Raw genomic sequence first — 22,841 nt, forward strand, 5'->3', positions numbered from 1 at the left:
TTTCCTATCCATTTGCTTTCCTATCAGTTTCATATGTTCTTGCTCTAAGCTGAACAGCAAATCATCTCATTAACTTTATTAAGTTTTTCCAACATGTTTAGCGATGACTTATCTAAAGTTAGCCGTGTTGAAGTTGCGACCAATGTCTTAAATCAAGCCTTAACAAAGTTAAATGAGCATGATTACACTTCGGCACAGGTTATGGTAGCGGTTGCCAGACAGGTGCTAGAAGATCTTCAACTGGACTTCGACCATCATTTTCAAGTCGAAGAAAGGCTTAAACAGCTTCTCAAACAATCGTCTAAGTGACGGCTGTTCCCTTTCTAACAGTAGAGGGGCGTTACTGATGTCCACGAAGTCAACCAAATCAATTTTGTTGATTGAACATGAAGCCAGCATCCGAGAAGTACTACGTACCTGTCTAAGTGAATTTGGCGGTTGGAGGGTCACCTTATCAAGCTCGATTCAAGAGGGGATGAATCTGTGTATGGCAACCTGTCCTGATGTCATTTTGCTAGATGCTTCTACCTCAGAAACCGATGCCTTGATATTTATAGAACAATTGAAGCAATATTCAATGACAGCCTCCATCCCCATTTTGCTGATTACTGCCAGAGCCAGTTGGTTTACTTTAAGACAACTGAATCAAATGGGATTTGCTGGGGCAATTACAAAACCATTTGATCCCTCTACTCTATCCGCTCAAGTTTCCCATTTGCTTGGGTGGAATAATGAGATTGATAGCAATTCCACTTCAGAGCCAAGTCATTAGATAAGCCCATAAAAAAGGCTTGCCCATAAAGATTAACCAGGAGAAAACTATGTCATCATTAACCGTCTGGAAATTCAATACTGCCGATGGTGCAGATAAAGCTTTGTCCAAGCTAGAAGAATTGCAAAAACAGCAGATCATTCAGGTTTTGGATGCGGCGACTGTTTCCTGGCCCGAAGGACGCAAGAGTCCCAAAACCAAACAGGCTGTCGATACGGTTGCCGTAGGAGCACTAGGTGGAGTGTTCTGGGGCATGTTGTTTGGTCTGCTCTTTTTTGCGCCATTGTTAGGCGTATTAGTCGGTGCAACCGCAGGGGCAATTTCAGGTCGTTTTACTGACTATGGAATTAATGACGAGTTCATCAAAAATGTTCAAACCAAAGTAACAGAGGGAACTTCTGCCCTGTTTTTGTTGACAGGACAGGTCACGGTTGACAAGGTGGAAGCCGCTTTTGCCCCCGAAGAACGGGGTGAATTGATTCAATCCAACCTATCAGCCGAGCAAGAAGCAAAACTACGGGAAGATTTTGGCGCAGATGCCTGATTGATATGGTCTCCAGGCTGAGCCTGGGAGACTGATTGAGAGGCTCTGCCCTAACGCTCATAGAGGCAGAGCCTCCAGGGTTGTCATTCCCAGGCAAAGCCTTGGAATGAGATGGATGAATGATGTGAACGTGCGTTCATTCCTTATGTTTCCGCTTATTTCAGTGTTATTGACCTCTAGATATTCCATGCTTAATTGACTTCATCATCATTCATGTCTGTAGCTACCTGTAGCATCGGTCAGCATCACTCATCCTCAAACTCTTTCATGCGTATCTTTGAAACGCCATTGGATTCTATCTTGGAGGAGCCATTATGAACCGTGGTACCAATCGTGGGATACACGATGAAATCAAGCAAAGCCTGAACTGGTTGATGGTGTTGGGTGTGCTGATGATGCTACTTGGCATTGCCGCGATCGCCGAACCCTTTCTTGCCACGCTCATTATCGCCCGTATCCTCTCCTGGATTTTCTTGTTTGTGGGGGTGATTCGCTTGGTTCATGCGATTGAGTCTCGCAGACAACGTGGTTTTTGGCTTATGCTTTTGGCTGCGGTTCTCTACCTGGTGGTTGGCATTCTGCTCGTGGGTAATGTCCTGGGGGCTAAACTCACCCTTTCTCTCGTGTTTGGAGGTGCCATTTTGGCTCAAGGCATTCTGGAAGTTATTGCGGCATTCCAGGTGCGTCCAGAACCAAACTGGGGTTGGATGTTGGTTAGCGCTATCATCGCGATTATTTTAGGGATTTTAATTTTGTATCGCTGGCCCTTCAATGCGGGCTGGTTGTTGGGCTTCTTCTCAGGGATTAGTTTTTTGTTTACGGGCGTTTGGATGATTATGCTACCTCAGTCCATCAGTGATCATCTATCCCGCAATTGACCTACGGTGTATACAGATCTCGGCTTCGTTAGAAACTGGCTCTGGGGGACTTCCCCCCCGTCCCCCGCCTTTTGGGGTCCTAACTCCCCCAAACCCCCCGAAAGTGTCTAGCGTTGAGGCTTCAAGTCTAGCGCGACGAGAATCGGTCAAAAATGCCTCAAACTTCAAAGACAACCGCTCCCCTTGCCACCCGTTTGCCCTTGCTTGAAGACCCAATGAGATGAAGGTTGCCATTCACACCAAGATTACATCGTTTTGGAGGGGGTGCGGGGGACGCAACCGTCCCCTGCAACGGGGGGTTTGGGGGGCTGCCCCCCAAGCAGGATTCTGCTACCCACTGTCAACGCTGCGATCGCCTGTCGATTTAACTTTGGGGACTTATGTATACACGGTAGCCCAAATTTGGGAGACGAGGAGGGGTTGGGTATTCAGTAAGAGGTTTTGGCATTAGTTTGTACCGCACTCGTCTGAGAATCGCTATATAACTGGATCCGAATAGTTTGCATCAATCAAGCATCATTTGACTTCAGGAGACAGCAATGACCGCAGAGGCACAACGGCTTGACCAGAACCGTGACGGTGAAGTTGATTGGTACAAATGGGGACCCTACTTAAGTGAGCGCCAATGGGGCACGGTGCGCGAAGATTATAGTTCCGATGGCAATGCCTGGAATTATTTTCCCCATGACCATGCGCGATCGCGGGCATACCGCTGGGGCGAAGATGGTTTGGGTGGCATTACCGACAGCCATAATTTGCTCTGTTTTGCCCTGGCGCTGTGGAATGGTAAAGACCCGATCCTGAAAGAGCGGTTGTTTGGGTTGACCAACAGTGAAGGCAACCACGGTGAAGATGTCAAAGAGTACTACTTTTACCTGGACAGTACGCCGACTCACTCGTACATGAAGTACCTCTATAAATATCCCCAGGCGGCATTTCCTTACGATGATTTGGTCAGCACCAACCGTAATCGCAGTCGCTATGAACTGGAATATGAGTTACTCGATACGGGCATCTTTGATGACGATCGCTACTTTGATGTGTTTGTGGAATATGCCAAAGCCGATGCTGAGGATGTGTTGATTCGAATCAGCATTGCCAACCGGGGTCCAGAAGCGGCTCCAATTCATTTGCTGCCAACCCTCTGGTTTCGGAACACCTGGTCCTGGGCGGATACGGGATCCAAGCCCGTCCTCACGAAGGTGGAAGGAACCGGCAACAGTGTGGTCCATGCCCACGTTACAAATCCGGTGCTGGATCAATACATCAAGGATTACTACTTTTACTGCGATGGGGTGGTTCCGCTGCTGTTCACAGAGAATGAAACCAACAATCAGCGGTTGTTTAATACCCCCAATGCCAACCCCTTTGTCAAAGATGGAATTAACACCTACGTTTTGCATGGGGAGCAGGATGCAGTCAATTCGGGTGGGATTGGCACCAAAGTTTCGCCCCATTATGAACTGACCCTGGGGGCTGGCGAGACAAAGGTACTCCAATTTCGGCTAACAAAACACGCGCCGGATCAGGTCGGTGAGCCGTTTAGCGCTTACTTCGATCAACAGTTTGCAACACGCATCCAGGAAGCGGATGCGTTTTATGAAACGGTCATTCCACCAGCGGTATTGGCGGATGGCGATCGCACCAATGTCATGCGACAGGCATTGGCGGGGATGATGTGGACAAAACAATACTTCTACTACGACCTGGATCAATGGCTGCGAGAGCGCAGCATCACCCCCTGGACATCTCCCAATGAACGCAAGCATGTACGAAACAGCGAGTGGTTTCACATGTACAACGATGACATTATATCGATGCCAGATAAGTGGGAATATCCCTGGTACGCGGCATGGGATCTGGCATTCCATGTGATTCCCATTAGCTTAGTGGATCCGGACTTTGCTAAAGCTCAACTCATGCTGATGCTGCAAGAAGATTATTTGCATCCCAATGGTCAGATTCCTGCCTATGAGTGGAACTTTGGGGATGTCAACCCACCCGTCCATGCCTTTGCCACCTGGGAAATTTATATCCGCGATCGCGAACGCAACAAAGGGGTAGGGGATATTGAATTCCTTAAATATGCCTTTTCCAAATTGCTGATCAACTTCACCTGGTGGGTCAACCGCAAGGACGAAGGCGGCAACAATTTGTTTCAGGGTGGCTTTTTAGGGTTGGACAACATTGGCGTGTTTGATCGCAGTGCCTCACTACCCACAGGAGGGCACCTGGATCAGGCAGATGGGACCGCCTGGATGGTCTTCTTCAGTCAGCGAATGTTCCAGATTGCCGTTGAACTTGCACTCCACGATTCTCTCTACGAAGACTTTGCGATTAAGTTCTTTGAACACACGATGTGGATTGCGGGTGCCATGGATCGGCTGGGTGTGCATCAGGATGAACTATGGGACGAAGAAGATGGTTTCTTCTACGATGTCCTGCACTTTCCTGACGGTGAATCTACGCGCTTAAAGGTGCGATCGCTCGTGGGTTTACTATCGCTGATGGCAGTTACCGTTTTGCCCAATGAGGCATTTGAAAAGCTGCCCCGGTTCAGAGATCGGGCACAACTGTTTATTCGGCGACATCCCGAACTGACTCAAAATCTTCATCTACCCCATGTACCGGGACAGCGGAATCGACTGATGCTGTCCATCTTGAATCAAGACAAACTGCGCCGGGTTCTCTCCCGCATGCTGGATGAATCCGAGTTCCTCAGTGACTATGGAATTCGCTCCCTGTCTCGCTATCACCTGGAGCATCCCTACTACTTCCATCACGATGGACAGGAGTACAAAGTGGGATACGTTCCGGGGGATTCGACCTCTGGCATGTTTGGGGGCAACTCTAACTGGCGGGGTCCGATCTGGATGCCGGTCAATTTGTTGTTGTTGCGATCGCTGCTGCAACTCTATAGCTACTACGGTGATGCCTTTACGATTGAATATCCTACTGGCTCCGGCAAATCCATGACCCTTTATGAGGTCACCCAATGCATCAGTGAACGCATTCTCAGCATTTTCCTCAAGGATGAATCCGGTCGTCGTCCCCTCTACGGCGCAGCCGAGAAGTTTCAGACCGATCCCCACTGGCGCGATCTAATTTTGTTCTACGAATATTTCAACGGCGACAACGGGGCAGGCATTGGTGCCAGTCACCAGACGGGATGGACGGGTTGCATCGCTCGCATCATCCAGGCTTTGGGCTACTTTACGCCGGAAACCGTGATGGAAACGATCTCCCCTGGGGAGCTGGCACAGTATCGGGTTTAAGTTGAATGGCACTGAAATAGACCGCAATCGAGTCTCCAGATCCCCGGATTCTTCAAGTATCCGGGGATCTTAAAAAAACATGCCACCCCCTGGAATAATCAGCACCGATTCTTTATTGGACTCGCCCCATGAACAATCCTCCCCCACCTCCCCCCCCCCACCCGGTTAAGGAACCCTCCTACCTGGACGTGATCATTCCCCTGGTGGTGCTCATGGTTCTGATTGGTGGGGCTGTGGCGATGTTTGGACTGACTGCGATCGATGGTCCAGTCCAGGTCGCATTAGTGCTCTGTTCCATGGTCGCGGCTCTGATTATTCTCAAAAATGGTCATCCCTGGTCAGAAATCGCGGCATCTGGAGGGCGAGCGGTTTCATCGATTGTCAGTGCAATTTTTATTTTGTTAGCCGTGGGGGCACTGATTGGCACCTGGAATATGTCTGGTACGATTCCAACGATGGTTTATTACGGGATTCAACTGCTGCAACCCGGTTGGTTCTATGCGGCATCAGCCCTCATTTGTGCCGTCGTAGCCCTGAGCATTGGGAGTTCCTGGACGACGGTCGGGACGATTGGGGTCGGGCTGGTTGGAATTGCATCGTTGATCGGTGTCTCCCCGGTGATCACTGCCGGGGCGGTTATTTCAGGTTCCTATCTGGGGGACAAGACCTCCCCCCTTTCCGAAACCACCATTTTGAGTGCCCAACTCGTCGGTGCTGATATCTATACCCATCTCCGAACGCAGGTTTGGACATCCGTTCCAGCGTTTATCCTGGCGTTGATTGTGTTTGTGTTTCTGGGTCTCAGGGCGGATGTGGTGGCTAACATCGAAACGGCGATCGATCTGACTAAGTTAAATGAACTTTTTTGGATCACGCCGCTAAACCTGATTCCTCTGTTTTTTCTGGCATTTCTGTCAATTCGCAAAGTGCCCGCATCCCTGGCGATTATGAGTGCGGCACTGGTGGGAGGCATTGTGGGCGCAATTCTGCAACCGCAGGCGATCCTACGCTTTGTTAATGATCCCAATTTGGGGGTGCCCCTGGTCTATATCAAAGGCATCTGGTTGGCAATGGCGAATGGGTATCAGGAAAATTCTGGCATCGCCGATATTGATCGCCTCCTTTCCCGTGGTGGCATGGACAGCATGTTGTTGACGTTGTGGATCATCATCGGTGCGGTCACCTTTGGCACCCTGATGGAAGAATTTGGGCTACTGGCTAAGCTGATCAACCCGGTGCTGTTACGGGCAAAAACCGTTGGTCTTTTGTTTATCACCGTTGTTCTAACGGCGATCGGCTTGAATATCATTGCGGCGGATCAATACATTGCGTTAGTGCTACCGGCACGAATTTTTCGGGTTGAGTTTCAAAAGCGTGGTTTGCAACCCCAATACCTATCTCGATCTGCCGCTGATGGTGGCACGGTGACATCGGCGCTCATCCCCTGGAATTCCTGTGGTGCATTTATGGCAGCAACCCTGGGTATCCCAACTTTGCTCTATCTGCCCTATGCCATTTTCAATATTGCCAGCCCAATTTTATCCATGGTTTACGGGATTACAGGCTTCAAAATCCAGCGAGTTCCACCCGTCGAAACTCAAATTTGATTGTTTGTAGACAACCCTCGTATAGCGTTTTTGACTCCAGTGAGGTACATGGATAGCCGTAGAACCCTTGAGTCAAACCGATGAGATGCACCTCACCCAGAAAGGAAACGTTATCTACACCATTGGATGAACTTTAACAGTTAAGTATTTTCGTCTAGCAGTATTAAGAGGAGCATCGAATGACATCAAACCAGGACTATAGTGCAGCATCCGATCAGGTGCTGAGTCCGACAACCGAGAAGCAAACCCTCCCTCTAAATGCACTGATTGCCCTCGTCGTGGGTTCGATGGTGGGTGCTGGCATCTTTACGCTGCCTGCTGCCTTTGGTCGTGCAACCGGAGTGGTGGGCGGGTTAATTGCGTGGCTGATTGCGGCGGTGGGGATGCTGATGCTGGCATTCGTGTTTCAGACCCTGGCGCAACGCAAACCCGACCTGGATTCCGGGGTCTTCGCCTATGCCAAAGCGGGATTTGGGAATTATCTGGGCTTCCTGGCGGCACTGGCTTTCTGGGTGAGTACTTGCGTCGGGAATACGTCTTATTTTGTTTTGATCAAATCCACGTTAGGGGAATTCTTTCCCGTATTTGGAGACGGCAACACAATTCAAGCGGTACTGCTTGCCTCCGTTGTTTTGTGGGTCTTTCACTTTATGATTCTGCGGGGTGTGAAGCAGGCGGCGGGGCTAAACACCATTGTGACGATCGCCAAGATTGTGCCCATCGTCATTTTCCTTGTGGTGCTTCTGTTTGCCTTCAAAACCGATGTCTTTGTTGCCAATTTATGGGGCGGGCAAGGGTACGATGCGGAGTCCCTATTTACCCAAGTTCGCAACACAATGCTGGTAACCGTGTTTGTGTTTATCGGGATTGAAGGTGCCAGTGTGTACTCCCGCTATTCCGAGAAACGGTCGGATGTGGGGGTTGCCACCGTAGTGGGGTTTGTTGGCGTTCTTTGTTTGCTGGTTCTGGTTACGGTGTTGCCATTTGGACTGTTGCCCCGATCAGAATTGGCAGCCTTGCGTAATCCGTCAATGGCGGGTGCTTTCGAGTTTGTTGTGGGACGCTGGGGGAACGTATTCATCAGTATTGGTCTGCTCATTTCAGTGCTGGGGGCTTATCTGGCATGGTCCTTATTTGCCGCAGAGGTTCCCTTCCTGGCGGCTAGAGATTATCAGTTAATGCCAGCTTTTTTAAATCGGGAAAACGCCCAAAAGGTGCCATCCACCTCGCTCTGGATGACTAATATTGTGGTTCAACTGTTTTTAATTGCAACCCTATTTAGTCAACAAGCATTTTTCCTGGCGCTGGAGTTGACCAGTGCCCTGGCTCTAATTCCCTACTTACTGGTGGCGGCATTCGCCTTAAAACTGGCTTTAACCCGAGAAACCTACGAAAGAGACTCTCGGAATCGCAATCGTGAACTGATTATCGCGGCGATCGCAACCGCTTATTCGATCTTGATGATTTTTGCAGGCGGACTGGACAAATTACTGCTGTCGGGGTTAATTTTGGCTCCCGGCACGATTTTGTTCTTCCTGGCACGGCGGGAGCAGAATCGAAAAGTATTTAAGCCCTTGGAACTGTTTATTTTCACGCTGACTGTGATTGCCGCCTTGTCCGCCATTTATGGCTTATCAACCGGACTCATTACCATCTAATCCGATTTTCGATTTTGAATGCTGGACATATTTGCGATGCCATGCTTTCTGCGATCGATCGACTCAATCTGCAATTTAGGGTGGTACATCAGTGGAGTAATGATGATGACTGCGAAGCGATTCACAACTAAGTCTTTGGGGCGATCGCTGGGTGTGGCTGTGCTGATCGGTGCTGGCTGGCTAGGGGCAGATTCTGCCTGGGCAGTGGAGGATCTAACCCTGACTTCCATCCGTTCCATTGACGAAAACACAGATGAAGCACATCCCTTGGAACAGGTGACTGCGGTCTCTCAATTAACGGATGTTGATCCGACCCATTGGGCTTTTTCCGCGCTGCAATCCCTGGTGGAACGGTATGGGTGTATTGTCGGATATCCGGATAGAACCTATCGTGGCAACCGTGCCCTTAGCCGTTACGAGTTTGCGGCTGGGGTGAATGCTTGTTTAGATCGAATCAGCGAATTACTGGCGGCTGCCACGGCTGATTTGGTCCGAAAAGAAGACTTACTAGCGCTGCAAAAACTGCAAGAGGAGTTTGCGGCTGAACTGGCAGTCTGGCGCGGTCGAGTGGATGCTTTGGAAGCCCGCACGTCTACTCTTGAGCAGCAGCAGTTTTCCACCACTGCCAAACTCGGCGGCGAAGTGCTGGCTTATCTGGGCAGCGGCTTTGGCAAAGTAGCAACTGATTTCAACGAAGCAACCCTTAACTACCGGATGCGGCTTGACTTTGATGCCAGCTTTTCTGGACGCGATCGCCTTCGCATCCGGCTGCAAGCGGCAAACATGCGGTTGTTTAATGCAGGCAATCCAAATATTGACAATACTACCGGGGGATTCGGGGCACCTCAACGTTTTGCGTCTGCGTTTCCCAATACCTTTTCGGATGAAACCCGGATTTTGCCTTCCCCTGGCTCCGAAGGCGGAAACAATTCATCAGTGGGAATTAACACGCTCAGCTACACATTTCCGATTGGCGAAAAGCTGACGGTTTTTATTGCCGCTGGAGCCACCGATCCAACCAGTTTAGGGGCTGATCCGGTCGTCCCCTTTAGCGACTGGGCAACCACCTCCATTTCTAATTTCTCCAACTCAAATCCGGTCTACTACCCGAATGGCAACCTTTCTGGAGCCGGATTTGCCTATCAGGTAACCGACTGGCTAGCGCTAGCGGGTGGCTATGCGGGGCAAAATGTGAATGGCACTGGTGGTCCAAATATCCCTGCGATCTCCTCTGGCATTTTTAACGGTGGTTATAGTGCCTTTGGGCAAGCAACCTTTTATTTAGGCAACCTGACCGCTGGCTTGGTTTATCTCAACACCTACGCTCCTCAATTTGGAATTGATACCTTTGCGGGTAGCAATGCGGCAAAAGTGAGTACGGGCGGTACTTTTGGCATCGCAGAGGACGATCGCGTTGCTTCCAATAAATATGGGGCATCCCTCACTTACACGCTTAGCAACCAGTTTCAGATTGGCGGCTGGGTGGGATATTCTAAAGCGCGGGTGTTAGGCGTACAGACCTCTGGTGGCTCCACCGGACGCAATGGAGACGTGGATGTACTCAATTATGCGGTGATGCTGGCATTTCCCGATTTGTTGAAAACTGGGAATTTGGGCGGCATTGTGTTTGGGATGCAACCAAAAGTTACCAGTACCAGCAATGCCATTGTCGCAGAAGCGATCGGTTTGCCGGATGGTCGCCGTCAAGATCGCAATACGGGGTTTCATATCGAAGCGTTTTATACGATCCGCATCAATGACCACATTGCCATCACGCCAGGCGTGTTTTGGTTGACGGCACCCAATCACGACGATCGCAATCCAGATGCGGTTGTGGGAGTGATTCGTACCAGCTTTATTTTTTAAATCATGCCTTCAGTGAACAATGTCCATAATCAATCCCAGTAATCAATCCTAGTAATCAGTGCCAAAGACCAGCAGAAATTAACGTCTATGTGATAGGAACGGAAACACCAATCGAACTTTTTTGTCTCTTCTACTGCAATTAACCTAACGGAGTTATTATGACTGTCGCAACCAATGCTACTACTACCAATCAAGGTTCCGTTTCCTACGGCGTACACTCAGAAGTGGGGACGCTACGCAAAGTCATGGTGTGTGCTCCGGGCTTAGCCCACAGTCGTTTGACCCCGACCAACTGTGATGATCTCCTATTTGATGATGTATTGTGGGTGGATAATGCCAAGCGAGACCATTTCGACTTCATGACCAAGATGCGCGATCGCGGGGTTGAGGTCGTCGAAATGCATAATTTATTAGCCGAAACCCTGGATAATCCGGAGGCTAAAAAATGGCTGTTAGATCAGCAAATCACGCCCAATGAGGTGGGGCTGGGTTTGATAGAAGATGTCCGGGGCTTTTTAGAAAGCTTATCTTCCCGACAGTTGGCGGAATTTATGATTGGCGGGCTTTCGGTTGTGGATATTGCCAAAGAATATGACAGCGAACTGCTCAAACTCTCCCGCGAAGAGTTCGGCATGACTGGGTACTTGCTGCCTCCCTTGCCCAACACCCTCTACACCCGCGATACCACCTGCTGGATTTACGGCGGGGTGACCCTGAATCCGCTCTATTGGCCCGCCCGCCACGAAGAAACCCTACTCACCACAGCGATTTACAAATTCCATCCCGATTTTGGCGCGGATAAAGTGAACGTGTGGTGGGGTGACCCCACCCAAAACTGGGGTTCTGCCACGATCGAAGGGGGTGATGTGATGCCGATTGGCAAAGGCAATTTACTGATTGGGATGAGTGAACGCACGTCTCGTCAGGGAATTACCCAACTGGCAGCCGCCCTGTTTGCCAGGGGCGCGGTGGAACGGGTGATCGTTGCCGCAATGCCCAAACTCCGATCGGCAATGCACCTGGATACAGTGTTTACCTTCTGCGATCGCGATCTCGTCACCCTGTTCCCCCAAATCATGGATCAGGTGGTAACATTTTCCCTGCGACCCAGCGATAAAGCACCCGGCTACGAGTTGACCAAAGAGTCTGCCCCCTTTACCGATGTCGTAGCCTCTGCCCTGGGCTTCAAGAAACTGCGCGTGGTTGAAACAGCGGGCAATCCCTATGCCATGGAGCGTCAACAGTGGGATAGTGGCAATAATATGGTGGCACTGTCGCCGGGAGTCGTCTTCGCCTACGATCGCAATACCCTGACAAATACCGCTTTACGCAAAGAAGGAATCGAAGTAATCACCATCGTGGGTGCAGAACTGGGGCGTGGACGAGGTGGCGGTCACTGCATGACCTGTCCAATCATCCGCGACGCAGTTGACTTCTAAAAGGAAAAGGCGAGATAGGGGATGGGTCAATGGATTGATGAGTACATGGGTTGATAGATCTCCCCCACTCCCCCACTCCCTCATTCATCTACTCCCCCACTCCCCCTTCCCCCTACACAACCAGGAGAACTAATCATGTCCTTAGGTCCAGTCGAAATCCTATGCATCAAATTTCCCAACACCCTCGTCAAAGATGAAATTGCATCTGCGTTGAAAGCGTTAGTAGACAGTAATACGATTCGTGTCATTGACATCATCTTCATTCGGAAAAGTGAAAATGGTGAAGTGACCATGAGCGAAATCGATGATCTGGACGATGTTGATTACAGCATCTTTGATCCGATTATTGCCGATATTACTGGGCTGATATCTGAAGAAGATGTGCAAACTATAGCTGAGAGCTTGGATAATAACTCGTTCGCTGCCCTGATGCTGTTTGAAAACATTTGGGCAACAACATTCCGTGATGCGGTACTCAACGCCAAGGGGCAACTGTTGCTCAGTGAACGGATTCCAAAAAGCGTCATTGACGAAGTATTGGCAGCTCAAGTCGAACTAACCGTCTAAACCTCACCCCACCCTACGGGAACGCCAAAGGCGAACACCCCTCATCTATACTTTTACACCGTTTTTAAGGAGTCCTAAATGATAGGAAGATCTTCCAGAAGACAATCAGTAGTCCCCCAACGGCGCGGTCCCAGTTTGTTGGGTACCGTGGCAAGAACCGCCGTGATTAGCAGTACCGCAACAGCGGCAAGTAAAGCGACCAGCAGCGCCATGAACCAGAAGGCTACGCAAGCGCAGCAAGAACAGGCAGCGGCTATGCAAGCTCAAGCCGATATGGAGCAAATGAAAGCTCAACTTGCCGCCATGCAAGCAACCCCAGAGTCCGCCGCCGCTCCAGCGGAACCCTCATCCCCACCCCAAACCGATCTTTTGGCACAACTGAACCAACTGACGCAGTTGAAAGAAGCAGGTGCGTTGACTGAAGAAGAGTTTGGACTTGCTAAAGCCAAACTGCTCAGTTAGTTAAATGAATCGATGTTGAATGAACTGATCAAATCAATCAGATCAAATCAATCTAATCTAATCAAATCAATCTATCGAACAGACAGAGGTAGGAGTAATCGCGATGGCTACTGAACAAACGCGGGGCACTCTGGTGATTATCGGCGGTGCTGAAGATCGGGAGGGTGATTGTATAGTCTTGCGGGAATTTGTCCGGGCCGCGGGAGGGGTGAAGGCACACATTGCCGTGATGACTGCTGCTACCAGCCTGCCCAAAGAAGTGGGGGAGGATTATATTCACATATTTGAGCGGTTGGGGGCGGAGTCGGTGGATGTGGTTGATACCAGAGATCGCAATGATTCCAAAAGGGAAGACTTGATCCAAATCATCGAACAGGCAACTGGCATCTTTTTCACTGGTGGTGATCAGTCGAAAATTGTGGACTTCATCAAAGACACCCCTTTAGATGCTGCCATTCACAAACGCCATGCCAAGGGAGCAGTAATTGGGGGCACCAGTGCCGGTGCTGCCATGATGCCCGATCAAATGATTGTAGGTGGGGCATCGGTATCGAATCCCAGTGTGGATGCGGTCAGTACGGGTCCTGGTATGGGCTTTTTACCCGGTATTGTCATCGATCAGCACTTTGCTCAACGGGGTCGCCTTGGTCGCTTATTGGCAGCGCTGGTGCTGCAACCGGCAGTGCTAGGTCTCGGCATTGATGAAGATACGGCGATTATTGTCAATGGTGATGAGTTTGAGGTGGTAGGGCAGGGAGCCATTACGGTTGTCGATGAAACAACGGCGACCCACAATAATCTGGAAGGGTTGTTGAAAGATGAACCGATCGCACTCTGTGGGGTCAAACTACATATTCTGCCTCACGGTTATCGCTTTAACCTGAAAACGCATCTACCGCTGGTGTAGAGGCAAACCGTTCATGGTGGCGATTTCCGTTGCCTCTTCCCCCACCTGGAAATCGGGTTTTAATTCAGTAGCACTGAAACAAGCGGAAACATAGGAGTGACTGCACGTTCCCATCATTCCATCTCGTTCCCAGGCTGAGCCTGGGAAGGGCAAACCTGGAGGCTCTGCCTCTATCAGCGCTAGAGGCGGAGCCTCTCAACCAATGTTCCCAGGCTGAGCCTGGAGAACAAGGTACGTCAGAGCTTTCAGTCTATAAGTCAGTGCCATTGAATCGTTAATCCCGTTGGTTTAGTAATGCGATGGGCGACTTTGCTGAAATGCCTGCAAGAACTATCCACCCTTCGGGAAACAAGCTACACCCTAGCCCTCTCCTGATGGAAGAGGGGACAAGAAATGCCTGAAAGCCCTTCTCCTTAGAGAAAAGGGTGGCGATGAGGGCAAATTAGTCACACATTCCGTTAGCAGGAACTATTTATGATTACCCGTCACGATCTGATCGAATTACAATCCTTAACCAAGGTGCCTGCCCTTTCCATCTTGCTGCCCACCCACCGCACCGCACCCGATAACAAGCAAGATCCGATTCGGGTCAAAAACCTGGTAGATGAAGCAACCGCACGACTGAGCGCAGAATTTTCGCAGCGCGATTTAGAACCGTTACTGAAACGACTGGAGACTCTGGTTAGCGAAATTGACTACCCCTACGCCCTGGATGGGTTGGCACTGTATGCCAGCCATGATTTTGCCAAGCTCTACTATCTCCCTTTTCCAGTCCCTGCCCGCGTGGTAATTGATCAAACCTTCGCCACGCGAGACTTGGTTTATGGGATGCACCGGGCACTGCGCTATTGGGTTCTGTTGTTAAGCCAGTCCTCTACCCGCCTCCTAGCCGGAACAGCCGAGACCCTTGAAGAAGTTGAGGATGGAAACTTCCCCATGCAAATGACTGGACCTGGAGCCACCGCTCCGCTTCCCTATGCGGCTGACTCTAGCTATCTAGACGATAGGCATCGCAGATTTTTTCAGCAGGTAGATAGTGCATTTACCACCTATGTCAAAGATGAACCATTGCCCTTGATTGTAGGCGGAGTGGATCGGCAAGCGTCCTTCTTTCAAGAGGTTTCGCAACATACTGCCGCGATCGCAGGCACTCTCAGCGGCAATTTTGACAAAGCAACCCTGGCTGAACTCACTCCTCAGGTATGGTCAATCATGCAGTCCGTTCGGGAGCAACAACGAGATAGCGCACTCCAGGAATTAGATAGTGCTATGGGTGCTCAAAAGGTTGTCTCGGCGATCGAGGAAGTATGGCGGTTAGCCCAGGAAGGTCGGGGAAAACTGCTACTGGTTGAAAAGAATTACCATGTACCGGCAATTGTGACTGAAACCGGCGGGTTGGAATTAGTAGAGCAGGTAGGAGGCACAGAGGTGATGGATGATGCTGTAGATGAAATTATGGAAGCTGTATTAGCAAAGGGGGGACGGGTAGCAATTGTGGATGATGGAGCACTATCCGATCATCAACACATTGGATTAATTTTGCGTTACTGAGATAAATTGCACTGAAACCAGCAAAATTCGAGCCTCCAGATCCCCGAATTCTTCGAGAATTCGGGGATCTTAAACTCCTTAAATCAGTGCCATTCGAGACTGAGATCGTTGCTATTGGCTAATTCCTAAGAAACACATCCCGAAACCTGTTTATAGCGTTTTTGATTCCAGTGAGGTACATGGATAAACGTAGAACCCTTGAGTCAAACCGATGAGATGTCCTTCACCCAGAAAGGAAACGCTATATTGCATTCCCCATGCAAGGTACGCCGTTCCTGAATGGCTGAGATCTTGCAACATTCTCAACAAACCCTGAGAACCCGGGTTTTTAAGTGGAAAAGAGGGTTTTCAGGTTGAATCAATGGCAAAAAATCTGGTTTCTGAAACTGTTACAAGACGTGGGTTGGGTTCGGTACTTGCTATATTCAAAGTTATCCAAAGTGCTGCGAAATGAACTCCTTCACTGGATTAAAAAGCAAAAAAGATAAACCTTTCAGAGATATCTATCAAATCGATACATCTACCAATCTCTACATGATTGAGATTGCCCTGGATCGGTACACCGATATTTTCAATGAATGGGATGCGGCTCCGTTTAAGCGTCGAGATCTCGATGCTGATCTGCGCCTCTATTTGGAGGAGTGCTCTAACGAAATTCCATCCAAATATCCGATTGAGTTGTGTTTCACCCTTCCAGCAGGAACACGGGACGAACAGGCTGAAGTGGAAGCGCGGGATGGGTTAAAAAACAGTTTCATTTCTAAACGATACTTTCTTAGAAAGGAGGTGGAGAAAACCAATACTCGGATGCTTCTGTTTGGCGTTGTCGGTCTTGTTTGCCTGTGGGTGGCGAAGACTATTTCTACAGAAGCCAATTTGCAATCAATTCTCTTGGAAGGACTGGCGATCAGCGGATGGGTTTTTATCTGGGAAGCCGTCTCTATGTTCACGTTTACAAACCGTGAGATGTATCAGCGATACAAAACCTTTAAACGATTGCAAGAAGCACCCGTGTTTTTTCGAGAAGCAGAAACCATGCGTGGTTAAGACCACCGCTGTTTAGAATCAGTATGAAAAGATATTGTATGAGGAGAAAAACAATGAAAATGGGGTTGAACTCGCGTTTTGGTGGCTGGGCGATCGGTTGGGTGAGTGGATTGGCTACTATCGGCTTACTTCTGGGAGACGCAACATTTTCCGCCGCCAGTGCCACTCAACAGTTTTTTTGCAACGGGCGCATGAATAATGGTTGGACCTACTCCGCAGAGTTTGTCAATGGGCGGTTCACACTGATTCGCTGGCAGCGATCGGGGCAACCTCCGCAGGTGTCTAACCTCACTTTTAGATCGACCAATGCCCAGGGTCAACCCATTTACACCGGGGCATTTCAGTCAGCCACAACCGTAACCCTGGTGGATCTTTCCCGTGGGAATGTGCGACCCGGTTCCGAGATCTCCGTAGGCGTGGAAGAGTGGGGTTGGTCACGGGGGCGGTGTACCGCTTCATCCAGCGGCTCTAACCCCGGTGGCGGTACTTCCAATTGGTTCACCCAGCTACGGAGAGAAGTGGTTGGCTTAAATGGAAATCAGGCGAGACAAGAAATGAGACGAAACAATTTCTTTTTCACGCAAACGATGTCCCACACCAACACGCGCGTAGTCGAACGCTGGAATCGTAATTCTGATCAGGCAATTGTGGATTTGGTGATCACCAATAATATCGTTTCCGATCTTGTGAGAGTTCGTTAAGGAAGCTAGCAGACTGCGATGTAGTTTAGCAACCTTTGTTGAGGCAGTACGGAGTGCAGAGTACGGGGTGCAAGTAATCGGACCTTCAGTGACCCGTTTTCCTGAGTACCCCCTTGGAAGTGCCAGGCTGTTAAAGTGTTGGTTTAAAAGCCAAATGTACGTAACGCGGGAAAGAGGAAATAGGAATGGAGTTGAACTCGAATATCAAAGGTTTTGAGATCGACCGAGTGACAAGTTGGGCTACAGGGTTGGTGGTAGTAGGCTTACTGGTGGTAGATGCAACATTTTCCTCCGCCAGTGCCACCCAACAGTTTTTTTGCAGCGGGCGCATGAATAACGGTTGGCGCTACTCCGCCACGTTTCTCAATGGGCGCTTCACCCAAATTCGCTGGCTCAGGTCTGGGCAACCTCCCCAGGTGTCTCGCCTTACCTTTACCTCTACCAATGCCCAGGGTCAGCCTGTTTACACCGGGGCATTCCAGGCAGCCACGACCGTTACATTGGTTGATCGCTCACGGGGCAATGTGCGACCGGGTTCACAGATCTCGGTTGGCGTGGAAGATTGGGGCTGGTCGCGGGGGGTTTGTGATTACCCAATCCGGGCGTGGTAGAGGGAATGGGTGGTGCTAAATAGCAGTATGAATTGGAACGAAGTTTTAATTCATACAACTCTCAATTTATACCCAAAATCAGCAACGCCAGGGAATGCGATCGCCAGCATCAGGGTGATTTAACCTTATTCTACGCATAGCTTCGGGCTATGCTCAATCTGTCTGAAAGCGGTGGTTATGAACAGGAGACGGTTTTGGTGTTTGGGGGCGTGTATGCCCGAATGGATAGGTTAAGCACTGGGTGGTTGGTAATCTGCATACTGAATCTCAAGCCCTGTCCATTCATTTAACTCATCACACAACCACTGGATTTCTGCACGATTGCCACGAATATAAAAGGAGTCTGCATCTAGAGAAGTTGTAAGGCAGCTAAGATTCAAACGGTAATGCGGTAGGTTTTCAGATCCGGCATAGAGGACTTTGAGTTTGCTTTGGGTAACTTCGATAAAACCTTTCGAGCCGTCTGAAGTGACTTCAATAACAATTAAGTTACCTTGCCGTTTCAGTGTGATTTTTTGGTTTGGAGAATACAGTTCATAATGGTTGGGAAATAGCTTGCACACTATAGGTCCTATGATCGCGATCCACGCTATCCACAGGAAAAATCCTATCCACCCTAAATAGGCAATGAATAAAAGCAGGCTCAATAAAAAGATACCCCAGCTCAAAAGCGACGGTTCGTTTTTACGTCTGTCAATTTCTTTACTTCCAAATTGATTGGTAGGAACAGATAGGTCAAGCGTTGTTGGGGCTTTCTGAAGTTGTATTTCGGAGCTTGGACGACCCATACCCCCTGAAACCTGTTGAACGGATGGATAAATTAACCGTTCCTGAAAGTCTTGCCTTAAAGGGTGAATGGCTTCGTTGGCTAAAGCAGGTCTTTTAGATGAGTTGGGATAGGTTAACCACCGAAGCCACTGAATAAAAGGATGGCTCAGCGTTACAAATGACTCAAAATCAATCTGTAAGTCTTTTTGAGGCAGATCGGCTGGATCTTGACCCGTTGCCAGAGAAATTAGGGTTGCCCCCACGCTATAGAGATCCGAAGCAGGGAGCGATCGCCCGCCAAATTGCTCTGGTGGCATATAGCCATAGGTACCAACGACGGTTACGGTTCCCCCATGTTGCGCAGTTTGGACCGAGCCAAAATCAACCAGATACACCTGTCCGGGACTATTACCACTGCGGTTTCTGAGCAAAATATTGCTGGGTTTAATGTCTCGGTGAATGACAGGGGGTTGGCGGGTGTGCAAGTATTCCAACACCTCTAACAATTGGATAGCAATTTCCTTCAACTCCGTTTTACTAAAGGTGCAGCCACACTGTATCCACTCCCGTAGCGATCGCGCTTCAATATAACTTTGAACCAGGGCAAACCCTTTGCCCAGTTCCGTCTCTACCTCAAAGAAATCGAGATACTGGGGAATTGCCGGATGGTCGAGCGACTTCAGGGTTTCAGCTTCCCGCTCAAATAGTTTCAGATCCTCCCAGGTAAAGTCAGGACCAAACAAGAGGAGTTTGATAACAACTGGCAACTCAATTTGTAAATCCTTTGCCAGATAGGTTCTCCGCCCCGTTTGACGACCGAGTAGAGAGTCGATTTGATAGCGATCGCCTAATTTTTGCCCAATGAGTTGTTCCATTGACCTAACTCAATAGTTTTTATGGCAGAAAAGCAAAGGTAAACCTAAAGCTATGACAACCATTATGAACAGACGAGGTGCGTCAGATATGCGGAACTTCGCCAAAATCCTTGAAATGACTGGGACTTTGAGCGGAATAGACGAATGTATCAATGTTAATCATCGCACCAGAGCGGTTAAAGCTACATGTGCCAATGTTACTATCTGCAAACGCTCCATCGCCCAGATCTAAAGGTTTGGTAACACGGACATCGACAATGGTTTTATTGAAACCCGATCGCTCACTTGAGACTTCTAACATCAACGCTAGTACACCCGCTAATCTGACAAGCGCGTTTTTGCAAAGACGCTGTGCCTGCTCCGACATTTGAGCCAGGATGGAAGGCATCATGGCTGTAGTCGCTGCTACAACCCAGCCACCCCCTCACCCCTCACTCCTACTCGCCATTTGCCCCATGATCTGTTTCACATCAACCCCAGTAGCCTGAGTGAATTGCTCCAGGAAAGCAGCCATTTTAGTCGCCTGAGTACCATTTTTGGCATCAATTACAGTCACATCTGCCACGGAAATTTTGGGAACACCCGCCGCCATCATCTGCATCAATATGCCGATTTTTTGATATAGAAATACTTCACGGGCATCCTCACCTGCCGATCGCCAAACTTCTCCTAAGCGCTGCAATCCCAGGACCTGTGCTTCTCCATCCTCCATAATTTTGGCAGCGTTGCCTTTCGCCGCAGCAAACGCCCGCTGACACTTTGCCTCAGCCGGTGCCAGCACATCAGCTTGCAGCCGTTGATCGGTTTCAACAATGCGGGCTGTTTCAACCTTAATTTCCGCTTCAATCTCCGCAATCTGTGCCGCTGCGATCGATTCAACTTCTGTGACGAGAGCAGCCCGCTTGGTGAGGGCATCTCTGACTCCCTTCGTTGCCTCTATTTTGGCAATTTCTTCATCGCGCAATAGCTCACGCAGGGCAGTTTCACACTCATTAGCCGAAGCTTTAATCATCGACTCTGCTTTTGCTTGAGCTTCCGCAATGCGGGCATCCCGAATTAGTTCAGCCTGCTGTTTTCGTCCAATACTGTCCAGGTAGCCCACATCATCTGAAATCGTTTGAATTTGTAAACTATCAAGCATCAGACCTAATTGTTGCAAATCTTCTTCTGCCTCTTCCAGCAAGCTTCGCGCAAATGCAATTTGATCTCCATTCGCCTCTTCGGGCGTGAGGCTTGCTAATACCCCCCGTAAGTTTCCTTCCAGGGTCTCTTTGGCTAATTTTTCAATTTGTTTCCGACTTTTACCCAATAGGCGCTCAATCGCGTTATGAATCGTCGGCTCTGTACCTGCAATCTTAATGTTAGCAACTCCAGTTACCGTCAGAGGAATCCCCCCTTTGCTGTAGGCACCTACCACCTTGAGATCGATGATCATGTTGGTCAGATCCATGCGAAAGGTTTTTTCCAGGAGGGGCATCTGAAGGCTACTCCCTCCTTTCACAAGCCGATAGCCAGTCGTGTCACCATCTGGCAAACGAGTTGAAGTACCTGCAAAAATTAATACCTCTGATGGCTGGCAGATGTAGTACAGATTGCGAATCACAAACCAGGCACTACCAGTTCCTAATGCTAATGCACCAAACAAGGCAATTAATACTTCCATAGAATCGACGCTCCTTACATCATTTTGAATTTTTAGATTTCGGATTTTAGATTGTGAAAGCTATACTGCATGGAGATTTCAGAGAACCATCTGGGGCGTGTCTTTCTCTATTTTTTGGACAATGCCTATTCCTCCCTTCCCCCTCTTCCCCCCTCGCATCCTATCACTCACCCCTGGTCACAGGTTTGAGCGCATTCGATACATCAATCCCCAGCGTGTCTTCGGCGGCATCTAGAAACTGTTTAATCACTCGCAAATAAACGCTGACAACGCTGGAAATCGCATCTCCATTACCGTTATCAATAATGCTGATGTGCTGGAGATCTAGCTGCTCTGGTACTTTAATGGCTTCCTGCAATACGGTTTCAAACTGTTGGATGATAAACATCGCGGCGGCGTCCGCACCCATTTCCTGCCACACTCTTGTCAGCAATTCATTGACATAAGCTTCGGCTTGAACATTTTCGGCAAGGCTGGCAGCTTCACCTTTGGCATGGAAGATTTGTGCCTGACGATGGGCTTCGGCAGGTAAAACCTCGTCGGCTTTCAGCCGCAACTTCTCTCGCTCGGTTCGCAGAGTTTGTAGGGTTTGCTCGACCACTGCCTTGCGCTCTTTGGCGGCAGCCTGGGTAATCGCCATCTCCGTCCGAACTTGTTTATCGAGTTTAGCCTTGATTTTGCGCAGATCATTTTCCCGCTCCACAATGGTGATGAGATCGCGGGTTTGCGCCACTCGTCCGCGCTCTTCGCACTCCGCCTCAATGTGCATCGCAGCAGCCAGGGCATCGCTTTCAGCAATTTCGGCATCCCGCAGAATCATGGCGATCCGTTGACGACCCAGGGATTTGAGGTAATCCACATCATCGGAGACATTCTGAATCTTAAGGGTATCCAACTGTAGCCCCAACTTAGCCAGATCGCTACTGATATCTGAAGCGATCCGTTCAGCAAACTTGAGCCGATCTTCATTCACCTGCTCTGGGGTCATAGTAGAAACAACACCCCGTAAATTGCCTTCCAGGGTTTCACGGGCAACCCGCACAATTTCATCAAGCTTGTGATCGAGAAAGCGTTCAATAGCATTGCCGACCAGGTGAGGATCACTGGAGATTTTGATGTTTGCGATCGCTTGCAGATGTAACGGAATACCCCCTTTCGAGTAAGCATTATGAACTTCTACCGGCACGGGCATAGTGGTTACATCCATCCGCTTCACGGTTTCTACAATGGGAATTCTGAGGGCGCGTCCACCAGTTAATATTCGAAAGCCCACTTCTTGCCCGTCTTTATTTCGTGACTTGCGCCCGGAGAGAATCACCACTTCATTTGGATTGGCAATGACTAAAAACGATCGCAAAAACCAGACTCCCAACACAGTAGCCGTTAGCCCCAGAACAAATAAACTACCCCCATTAATTAACTCTTGGCGAGTAGGTAAATTGACTGGTCGATGCTCCAGTGATGGAGAAACGATTTCGACCGGCAATGCCTGTCCATTGAATTGGGGATGGGAAGTTGTGTTTGCATACCAGTAAGCTTGCATAGGTGAGTCCCTTTTTATAGATAGAACACTGATACCGAGGTTGGGTTTTAGATTTTTGGATTTTGGATTAGGTAACCTGGGTTAACGATGCAAAGATGGTGTGGCTT

The 22,841-nt window shown here is 49.3% G+C and carries 20 protein-coding genes; 16 read left to right on the forward strand and 4 right to left on the reverse strand.

Annotation, left to right across the window (positions count from 1 at the left end):
- Nucleotides 1–93 precede the first annotated feature (93 nt).
- From AC1S52_RS18770 to AC1S52_RS18845, 16 genes are all read left to right on the forward strand, one after another.
- The gene (locus tag AC1S52_RS18770; RefSeq protein ID WP_482030568.1) at nt 94–309 is read left to right on the forward strand and encodes a hypothetical protein; all 216 of its coding nucleotides are present in this window, start codon (nt 94–96) and stop codon (nt 307–309) included.
- 37 nt (nt 310–346) lie between these two features.
- Nucleotides 347–772 (forward strand): response regulator, encoded by a 426-nt coding sequence (locus tag AC1S52_RS18775; protein WP_482030569.1) that lies wholly within the window; start codon nt 347–349, stop codon nt 770–772.
- Nucleotides 773–821: 49 nt separating this feature from the next.
- Complete coding sequence (locus tag AC1S52_RS18780; RefSeq protein ID WP_482030570.1) at nt 822–1,316, forward strand: DUF1269 domain-containing protein; 495 nt, start codon at nt 822–824, stop codon at nt 1,314–1,316.
- A gap of 314 nt (nt 1,317–1,630) precedes the next feature.
- Nucleotides 1,631–2,194 (forward strand): HdeD family acid-resistance protein, encoded by a 564-nt coding sequence (locus AC1S52_RS18785; RefSeq protein WP_482030571.1) that lies wholly within the window; start codon nt 1,631–1,633, stop codon nt 2,192–2,194.
- A gap of 539 nt (nt 2,195–2,733) precedes the next feature.
- A complete protein-coding gene (locus tag AC1S52_RS18790) occupies nt 2,734–5,469 on the forward strand; it encodes an MGH1-like glycoside hydrolase domain-containing protein (RefSeq protein WP_482030572.1) in 2,736 nt (911 codons plus the stop codon).
- Between the two features lie 128 nt (nt 5,470–5,597).
- Nucleotides 5,598–7,076, forward strand: coding sequence for a Na+/H+ antiporter NhaC family protein (locus AC1S52_RS18795; RefSeq protein WP_482030573.1), 1,479 nt, complete (start codon nt 5,598–5,600; stop codon nt 7,074–7,076).
- A gap of 179 nt (nt 7,077–7,255) precedes the next feature.
- A complete protein-coding gene (locus AC1S52_RS18800; RefSeq protein ID WP_482030574.1) occupies nt 7,256–8,734 on the forward strand; it encodes a basic amino acid/polyamine antiporter in 1,479 nt (492 codons plus the stop codon).
- A 36-nt stretch (nt 8,735–8,770) separates the two neighbouring features.
- Nucleotides 8,771–10,600 (forward strand): iron uptake porin, encoded by a 1,830-nt coding sequence (locus AC1S52_RS18805; protein ID WP_482030575.1) that lies wholly within the window; start codon nt 8,771–8,773, stop codon nt 10,598–10,600.
- Nucleotides 10,601–10,758: 158 nt separating this feature from the next.
- Nucleotides 10,759–12,039 (forward strand): arginine deiminase, encoded by a 1,281-nt coding sequence (gene arcA / locus AC1S52_RS18810; protein ID WP_482030576.1) that lies wholly within the window; start codon nt 10,759–10,761, stop codon nt 12,037–12,039.
- Between the two features lie 135 nt (nt 12,040–12,174).
- A complete protein-coding gene (locus tag AC1S52_RS18815; protein WP_482030577.1) occupies nt 12,175–12,606 on the forward strand; it encodes a DUF6325 family protein in 432 nt (143 codons plus the stop codon).
- 78 nt (nt 12,607–12,684) lie between these two features.
- Nucleotides 12,685–13,068 (forward strand): SHOCT domain-containing protein, encoded by a 384-nt coding sequence (locus AC1S52_RS18820; protein ID WP_482030578.1) that lies wholly within the window; start codon nt 12,685–12,687, stop codon nt 13,066–13,068.
- A gap of 103 nt (nt 13,069–13,171) precedes the next feature.
- On the forward strand, nt 13,172–13,975 hold the full coding sequence (locus tag AC1S52_RS18825) for a cyanophycinase (protein ID WP_482030579.1): 804 nt from the start codon (nt 13,172–13,174) through the stop codon (nt 13,973–13,975).
- A 474-nt stretch (nt 13,976–14,449) separates the two neighbouring features.
- Nucleotides 14,450–15,526 (forward strand): AOC03_06830 family ribosome hibernation factor, encoded by a 1,077-nt coding sequence (locus AC1S52_RS18830; RefSeq protein WP_482030580.1) that lies wholly within the window; start codon nt 14,450–14,452, stop codon nt 15,524–15,526.
- Between the two features lie 450 nt (nt 15,527–15,976).
- The gene (locus AC1S52_RS18835; protein WP_482030581.1) at nt 15,977–16,573 is read left to right on the forward strand and encodes a hypothetical protein; all 597 of its coding nucleotides are present in this window, start codon (nt 15,977–15,979) and stop codon (nt 16,571–16,573) included.
- Between the two features lie 53 nt (nt 16,574–16,626).
- Entirely contained in the window at nt 16,627–17,274 is a 648-nt protein-coding gene (locus AC1S52_RS18840; RefSeq protein WP_482030582.1) for a hypothetical protein, read from the forward strand.
- A 227-nt stretch (nt 17,275–17,501) separates the two neighbouring features.
- Nucleotides 17,502–17,885: a hypothetical protein gene (locus tag AC1S52_RS18845; protein WP_482030583.1), complete on the forward strand. Its 384-nt coding sequence runs from the start codon at nt 17,502–17,504 to the stop codon at nt 17,883–17,885.
- 230 nt (nt 17,886–18,115) lie between these two features.
- Here AC1S52_RS18845 and AC1S52_RS18850 read toward each other — a convergent pair whose 3' ends face one another.
- From AC1S52_RS18850 to AC1S52_RS18865, 4 genes are all read right to left on the reverse strand, one after another.
- Entirely contained in the window at nt 18,116–19,528 is a 1,413-nt protein-coding gene (locus AC1S52_RS18850) for a serine/threonine protein kinase (RefSeq protein ID WP_482030584.1), read from the reverse strand.
- A gap of 82 nt (nt 19,529–19,610) precedes the next feature.
- On the reverse strand, nt 19,611–19,919 hold the full coding sequence (locus tag AC1S52_RS18855) for a hypothetical protein (protein ID WP_482030585.1): 309 nt from the start codon (nt 19,917–19,919) through the stop codon (nt 19,611–19,613).
- 33 nt (nt 19,920–19,952) lie between these two features.
- The gene (locus AC1S52_RS18860) at nt 19,953–21,191 is read right to left on the reverse strand and encodes a flotillin family protein (protein ID WP_482030586.1); all 1,239 of its coding nucleotides are present in this window, start codon (nt 21,189–21,191) and stop codon (nt 19,953–19,955) included.
- 163 nt (nt 21,192–21,354) lie between these two features.
- Nucleotides 21,355–22,734 carry a flotillin family protein gene (locus AC1S52_RS18865; RefSeq protein WP_482030587.1) on the reverse strand — a complete coding sequence of 460 codons (1,380 nt, stop codon included), beginning with the start codon at nt 22,732–22,734 and terminating at the stop codon, nt 21,355–21,357.
- Nucleotides 22,735–22,841 lie beyond the last annotated feature (107 nt).

It is taken from the genome of Kovacikia sp. CALU 1929, assembly GCF_056784235.1.

Bases quoted from the DNA above. Each gene is read 5' to 3' on its own strand.
- AC1S52_RS18795 (WP_482030573.1), top strand. From the start codon at position 5,598: ATGAACAATCCTCCCCCACCTCCCCCCCCCCACCCGGTTAAGGAACCC.
- AC1S52_RS18770 (WP_482030568.1), top strand. From the start codon at position 94: ATGTTTAGCGATGACTTATCTAAAGTTAGCCGTGTTGAAGTTGCGACC.
- AC1S52_RS18775 (WP_482030569.1), top strand. From the start codon at position 347: ATGTCCACGAAGTCAACCAAATCAATTTTGTTGATTGAACATGAAGCC.
- AC1S52_RS18785 (WP_482030571.1), top strand. From the start codon at position 1,631: ATGAACCGTGGTACCAATCGTGGGATACACGATGAAATCAAGCAAAGC.
- AC1S52_RS18790 (WP_482030572.1), top strand. From the start codon at position 2,734: ATGACCGCAGAGGCACAACGGCTTGACCAGAACCGTGACGGTGAAGTT.
- AC1S52_RS18800 (WP_482030574.1), top strand. From the start codon at position 7,256: ATGACATCAAACCAGGACTATAGTGCAGCATCCGATCAGGTGCTGAGT.
- AC1S52_RS18865 (WP_482030587.1), bottom strand. From the start codon at position 22,734: ATGCAAGCTTACTGGTATGCAAACACAACTTCCCATCCCCAATTCAAT.
- AC1S52_RS18825 (WP_482030579.1), top strand. From the start codon at position 13,172: ATGGCTACTGAACAAACGCGGGGCACTCTGGTGATTATCGGCGGTGCT.
- arcA (WP_482030576.1), top strand. From the start codon at position 10,759: ATGACTGTCGCAACCAATGCTACTACTACCAATCAAGGTTCCGTTTCC.
- AC1S52_RS18860 (WP_482030586.1), bottom strand. From the start codon at position 21,191: ATGGAAGTATTAATTGCCTTGTTTGGTGCATTAGCATTAGGAACTGGT.
- AC1S52_RS18780 (WP_482030570.1), top strand. From the start codon at position 822: ATGTCATCATTAACCGTCTGGAAATTCAATACTGCCGATGGTGCAGAT.
- AC1S52_RS18820 (WP_482030578.1), top strand. From the start codon at position 12,685: ATGATAGGAAGATCTTCCAGAAGACAATCAGTAGTCCCCCAACGGCGC.
- AC1S52_RS18840 (WP_482030582.1), top strand. From the start codon at position 16,627: ATGAAAATGGGGTTGAACTCGCGTTTTGGTGGCTGGGCGATCGGTTGG.
- AC1S52_RS18805 (WP_482030575.1), top strand. From the start codon at position 8,771: ATGCCATGCTTTCTGCGATCGATCGACTCAATCTGCAATTTAGGGTGG.
- AC1S52_RS18815 (WP_482030577.1), top strand. From the start codon at position 12,175: ATGTCCTTAGGTCCAGTCGAAATCCTATGCATCAAATTTCCCAACACC.
- AC1S52_RS18855 (WP_482030585.1), bottom strand. From the start codon at position 19,919: ATGATGCCTTCCATCCTGGCTCAAATGTCGGAGCAGGCACAGCGTCTT.
- AC1S52_RS18835 (WP_482030581.1), top strand. From the start codon at position 15,977: ATGAACTCCTTCACTGGATTAAAAAGCAAAAAAGATAAACCTTTCAGA.
- AC1S52_RS18830 (WP_482030580.1), top strand. From the start codon at position 14,450: ATGATTACCCGTCACGATCTGATCGAATTACAATCCTTAACCAAGGTG.
- AC1S52_RS18850 (WP_482030584.1), bottom strand. From the start codon at position 19,528: ATGGAACAACTCATTGGGCAAAAATTAGGCGATCGCTATCAAATCGAC.